General features: G+C 42.7%; 5 protein-coding genes. 4 read left to right on the top strand and 1 reads right to left on the bottom strand.

Annotated features, from left to right (window positions below):
• Window positions 1-337: 337 nt before the first annotated feature.
• The 4 genes from psbX (at window position 338) to IQ229_RS15820 (ending at window position 2,823) form a co-directional block, all read left to right on the top strand.
• A complete protein-coding gene (gene psbX, locus IQ229_RS15835) occupies window positions 338-457 on the top strand; it encodes a photosystem II reaction center X protein (protein WP_012412183.1) in 120 nt (39 codons plus the stop codon).
• 247 nt (window positions 458-704) lie between these two features.
• Window positions 705-1,622, top strand: a complete 918-nt coding sequence (locus IQ229_RS15830) for a Ycf66 family protein (RefSeq protein ID WP_194045225.1) — start codon at window positions 705-707, stop codon at window positions 1,620-1,622.
• A gap of 47 nt (window positions 1,623-1,669) precedes the next feature.
• Window positions 1,670-2,230 (top strand): TolB family protein, encoded by a 561-nt coding sequence (locus IQ229_RS15825; RefSeq protein WP_194045223.1) that lies wholly within the window; start codon window positions 1,670-1,672, stop codon window positions 2,228-2,230.
• Between the two features lie 68 nt (window positions 2,231-2,298).
• Window positions 2,299-2,823, top strand: a complete 525-nt coding sequence (locus IQ229_RS15820) for a TolB family protein (RefSeq protein WP_194045221.1) — start codon at window positions 2,299-2,301, stop codon at window positions 2,821-2,823.
• A gap of 52 nt (window positions 2,824-2,875) precedes the next feature.
• On the opposite strand, the gene IQ229_RS15815 is transcribed toward IQ229_RS15820, so the two are convergent.
• Window positions 2,876-3,880 (bottom strand): succinate dehydrogenase/fumarate reductase iron-sulfur subunit, encoded by a 1,005-nt coding sequence (locus IQ229_RS15815; RefSeq protein WP_194045227.1) that lies wholly within the window; start codon window positions 3,878-3,880, stop codon window positions 2,876-2,878.
• Window positions 3,881-4,165: the final 285 nt, after the last annotated feature.

The following is a 4,165-nucleotide window of genomic DNA, read 5'->3' as shown; positions in this document are numbered from 1 at the left end:
CCCTAACACAGGGCCAAGAATCCAAGCAGTCAGGTTAACACCAGTCATCGGTTTTAGGTACTATCTATCTGTAAAGAAAGAAAAAACTTAGGCGCAGGCAAGTTGCGCTTTGCGTAGACATAGCTACAAAATTTTAAGCTTTGTAAAGCACTCCGATCATCATTTTAACTAAATGCTGTCACTTCTTTCTGAAATAGAAAAGCGAACTCCCCCACGTGGTTAACTCAATAACTGGTGAAAGAAGTTACCAAGTTTGGCAGTTCAGAGTTAGAGGCTTCTCAAGAAAGTAATACACTATTAAAATTAGGATGAACTGTGTAAAAAAAGGTTGAGAAGTATGACGCCTTCTTTAGCAAATTTTCTTTGGAGTCTACTATGGGGTACAGCAATTGTTGTAATACCCGTTACAGTTGGTCTAATTTTCATTAGCCAAAAAGATAAAATACAGCGTTCATAATGCTTATGAGAGTTAAATTAGCTCTCGTAATCGATTGTCTGTCAGCTATCTACTTAATTGCACTAAAAGCAGCATAAACTGCGACTGGCGGCAGTTGTAGATGACAGACATAGGTGTTTTTACTTTTCGGTGAATAGCTTCAGAGCTTCTTTGCCAGAGGCTTTGAAGCTTCAATATATCGTGCCTAATTACAGTAGTGATTTTAATTGTGACTCGCTAACATAGATTTGATATTGGGAAAACAGCAATGATAAATTTTGGGCTGAACTCAGCCAGTTTTCTGGCTCAGGTAAATTTTGGGGCAAACTCAGCCAGTATTCTAGGAATTTTCCTGGCTGTGGCTGGGGCAGCACTGTATTTTCTCCGCACTGTGCGCCCAGAATTGTCACGAGATCAAGATATCTTTTTTGCGGCAGTCGGCTTGCTTTGCGGCTTCATTCTCGTCTTTCAAGGATGGCGACTTGACCCGATTTTACAATTTGGTCAATTGCTTTTAGTTGGCACAACTGTGTTTTTTGCAGTTGAAAGTATTCGTTTGCGGAGTATAGCTACCCAGCAAGCAAAGCGCAACACTCCGATTGTGGATGAAGATCGACCAGTTAGCGATCGCTATTCGTACAATGATCGCAGAAATTATCAAGCTGAAATGGATGCAGATTTAGAGCCACTGCCTTATGAAGACGAGGAGGAACGCCCAGTGCGTGCCCGGATTCGGGGTAGCAGGGATGAGATTTCCACTCGTGATAACTACTACCAGGAGCAACCCCCCCGTCGTACAGAACGCCGCAATAGCAGCAGTAGTGAAAGACAGGCTCCATCTGATAGAACGCGTCGCCGGACTTCTGGGCGTCCTGTAAATCGCCCTTCTGAAAGCTTTGAAGAAGAGAACTGGGGTTCTTCATCTAGGCAAGTTGATGATTGGGAAAATTCGGGTGGGGAAGTCAGAAAACCTTCTCGCCGTAGTAATAACGGGCCCCAGCGTCCCGAAAGTCGTGAAGATGATGTTTCTTCCAGACCGAGAAGGCGTCGTCCACCCAATGACTCAACTCCTCGAAGACCGCGCGAAGATGATGATGCGATCCCAACTGATTATGTACCATACAGCCCAATGGAAAAACCAAATGAGGGGCTAGATAATTTGACCGATTTTGATGACGATGTTTAAAACAGTTGGCGTGCAAGTAGGTTTAAAGGCGACGGAAAACAGTTGAGGTGGAAAAATTTACGCCTACATTTTGGCTCCAAAGACCAATTCATTGGAGCCTGGTTTTTGGTTTAACAAGTTTGCTTGTATCTTGTGGTACTAACGATATTCCTATAGGGCCTACTTCTCTTAACAGTCGCTACACCGAGGAGCAACCTGCTTTGAGTGGAAATGGGCGCTTTTTAGCGTTTGTATCTAATCGGAATGGTAATCAGCAGCTACTAGTGTACGATTTGGAGAGGCAACTGTTTATTAGCACTCCGGGGATAAACCGACAGGAGACAATTGCCGAAAGTCCTAGTTTGAGCTACACCGGACGTTATATTTCTTATCTTACTAGTGACCAGGGAAGACCAGTGGTAGCGCTTTATGATCGCGCTACGCAACAGTCGCAAATTGTTACGCCAATTTATCGTGGCTGGGTCAGAAAACCAAATATTAGTCCAGATGGACGTTATGTTGTATTTGAAACCGCCACTCGTGGTCAGTGGGATATTGAAGTTCTAGACCGAGGGCCAAATATTGAGTTAGATATTCCCAACGGTGCAACTGTGGGTTCACCTCCGTAGGGGAGAAAGTTAGGAGTTAGGAGTTAGGAGTTGTGAGACTATTAACTAATTACTAATGACTAAATTATATGAAACGTGTTTTTTTTATACCTGTATTTTTCTGTTTAAGTTTATTGACTGGGTGTTTTGGCTACCCTCGTCTTTTAAGTTATCCCTTTGATCCAGGGGGTCGAAGTTTCAATAGTTTAGCGTCGGAATTAAACCCCCAAATTTCTGGGAGATACATTGTTTTTATTACTGACCGACGCGGTAGCCAAGATGTTTATATGTTTGATACGGTAACTCGTAATTTGGTTGATTTGCCAGGTTTAAACTCCTTTGATGCGATCGCAAATCATCCTAGCGTTTCACAAGATGGTCGTTATATTGTATTTGCTGCTAGCCGTCAGGGGCGATCGGCTATTTTTCTCTACGACAGAGAAACACGCCAATCGCGGAATTTGATCAACAACCTGCAAGCAGAAGTCCGCAACCCTACAATTAGCGCTGATGGTAGCAGAATCGCTTTTGAGTCTAGTAATAATGGTCAGTGGGATGTTTTAGTATATGACCGTTACGGACAACCGTTGAATATACCTCAAGAACCGCGTTGAAACAAAAGTTAGAAGTTAGGAGTTAGGAATTTTAACTCCTAACTCCTCACCTCTAACTTTTGTTTTCTAGTTGTTGCACAGATTCAATGAGCGATCGCACTTGTTCCGTACCCTCAGAAGATTCAAATGATAGGGGAAACTTACCCCGAAGGATCATCCGCAAACCGAGGGGTGCAAGACTGAGTAATCCTTTTAAATCCTGAAAGTAGTTACCAACTACTTGTAAACCAAATTGACGTTCATCAATCCAACCACCTTCTTTAACCAAATCTATCAATACTTTCCGGTGACGAATTGAACGACTATCACTGGCTTGTTTTTGGGTGAGAATTTCTTGTTTAACTTTGGTGATTTGTTCTAATGGTGCAACTTCCATTGGACAAACAGAATCGCAGTACAAACAACGGGTACAACCCCACACGCCTTTAGTACCTTCGTTGTAGCTTGCTAAACGATTTTCGGTATCGCTATCGCGGGAGTCTGCTACCATCCGGTAAGCTTTGGCGAGGGCATGAGGCCCCACAAAGTCGGGATTAACTTCACGAGCGTTGCATTCAGAGTAACAAGCACCGCACATAATACAGTTACCAGTTTGATCGAGGCGCGATCGCTCTTGTGGTGTTTGCAAAAACTCTCTTTCTGGTACTTGTCGTGCTGCCGTACTCACATAGGGGGCAACTGCCTCTAGATTATTCCAAAAGCTGCTCATATCTACAACTAAATCTTTAATCACGGGCATATTGCCGAGAGGTGCGATCGTGATTTCACCAATAGCATTTACTTTACTTGGGGATGATGGTATTTGTTGTAATCTGGCAAGTTCACTGCCAATATTTTCTTTACAAGCTAAAGCCGAACGCCCATTAATTCGCATAGCACAGCTACCACAAATAGTATTGCGGCAATTTTTGCGAAACGCCAAAGTTCCATCTTGCTCCCACTTAATATGATTGAGGCAATCCAAGATTGTATTACCTGCTTCGGCTTCCACAAGGTAGGTTTGCACGACAGGGGAGGAATTTTGTTGCTGTCGAATGACCTTAAAAATAACTTCCATAACTACTAACCAAAATTTTAAGATTACTCCACCAGCCTCAACAATCATGAGCCAAAGCAGGTAGTTGCGAAAAGTGAGTTATACTTTTTCGCTCCTAATTCAAACCCTGGTGTTAACAGGCTGACGATTAAAGGGTGACTGATTCTAGTTTAAGGATAACCATTAAAATTTTACTTGTAGTAGCGTTGTAGGCAAGACTTTTATCAAATTCTGAGTTAAAACGCCAAAAATGTAATCACAGCTTTGGATTTAATTGACCTGTTTGTAAATGTAAAGGAAAGAGAG

Origin of the sequence: Nostoc cf. edaphicum LEGE 07299, assembly GCF_015207245.1 — a bacterium.
Lineage (GTDB): Bacteria > Cyanobacteriota > Cyanobacteriia > Cyanobacteriales > Nostocaceae > Nostoc > Nostoc edaphicum_B.
The sequence above is the reverse complement of the archived record's forward strand: the minus strand, read 5'-3'. Positions and strand labels throughout refer to the sequence as shown.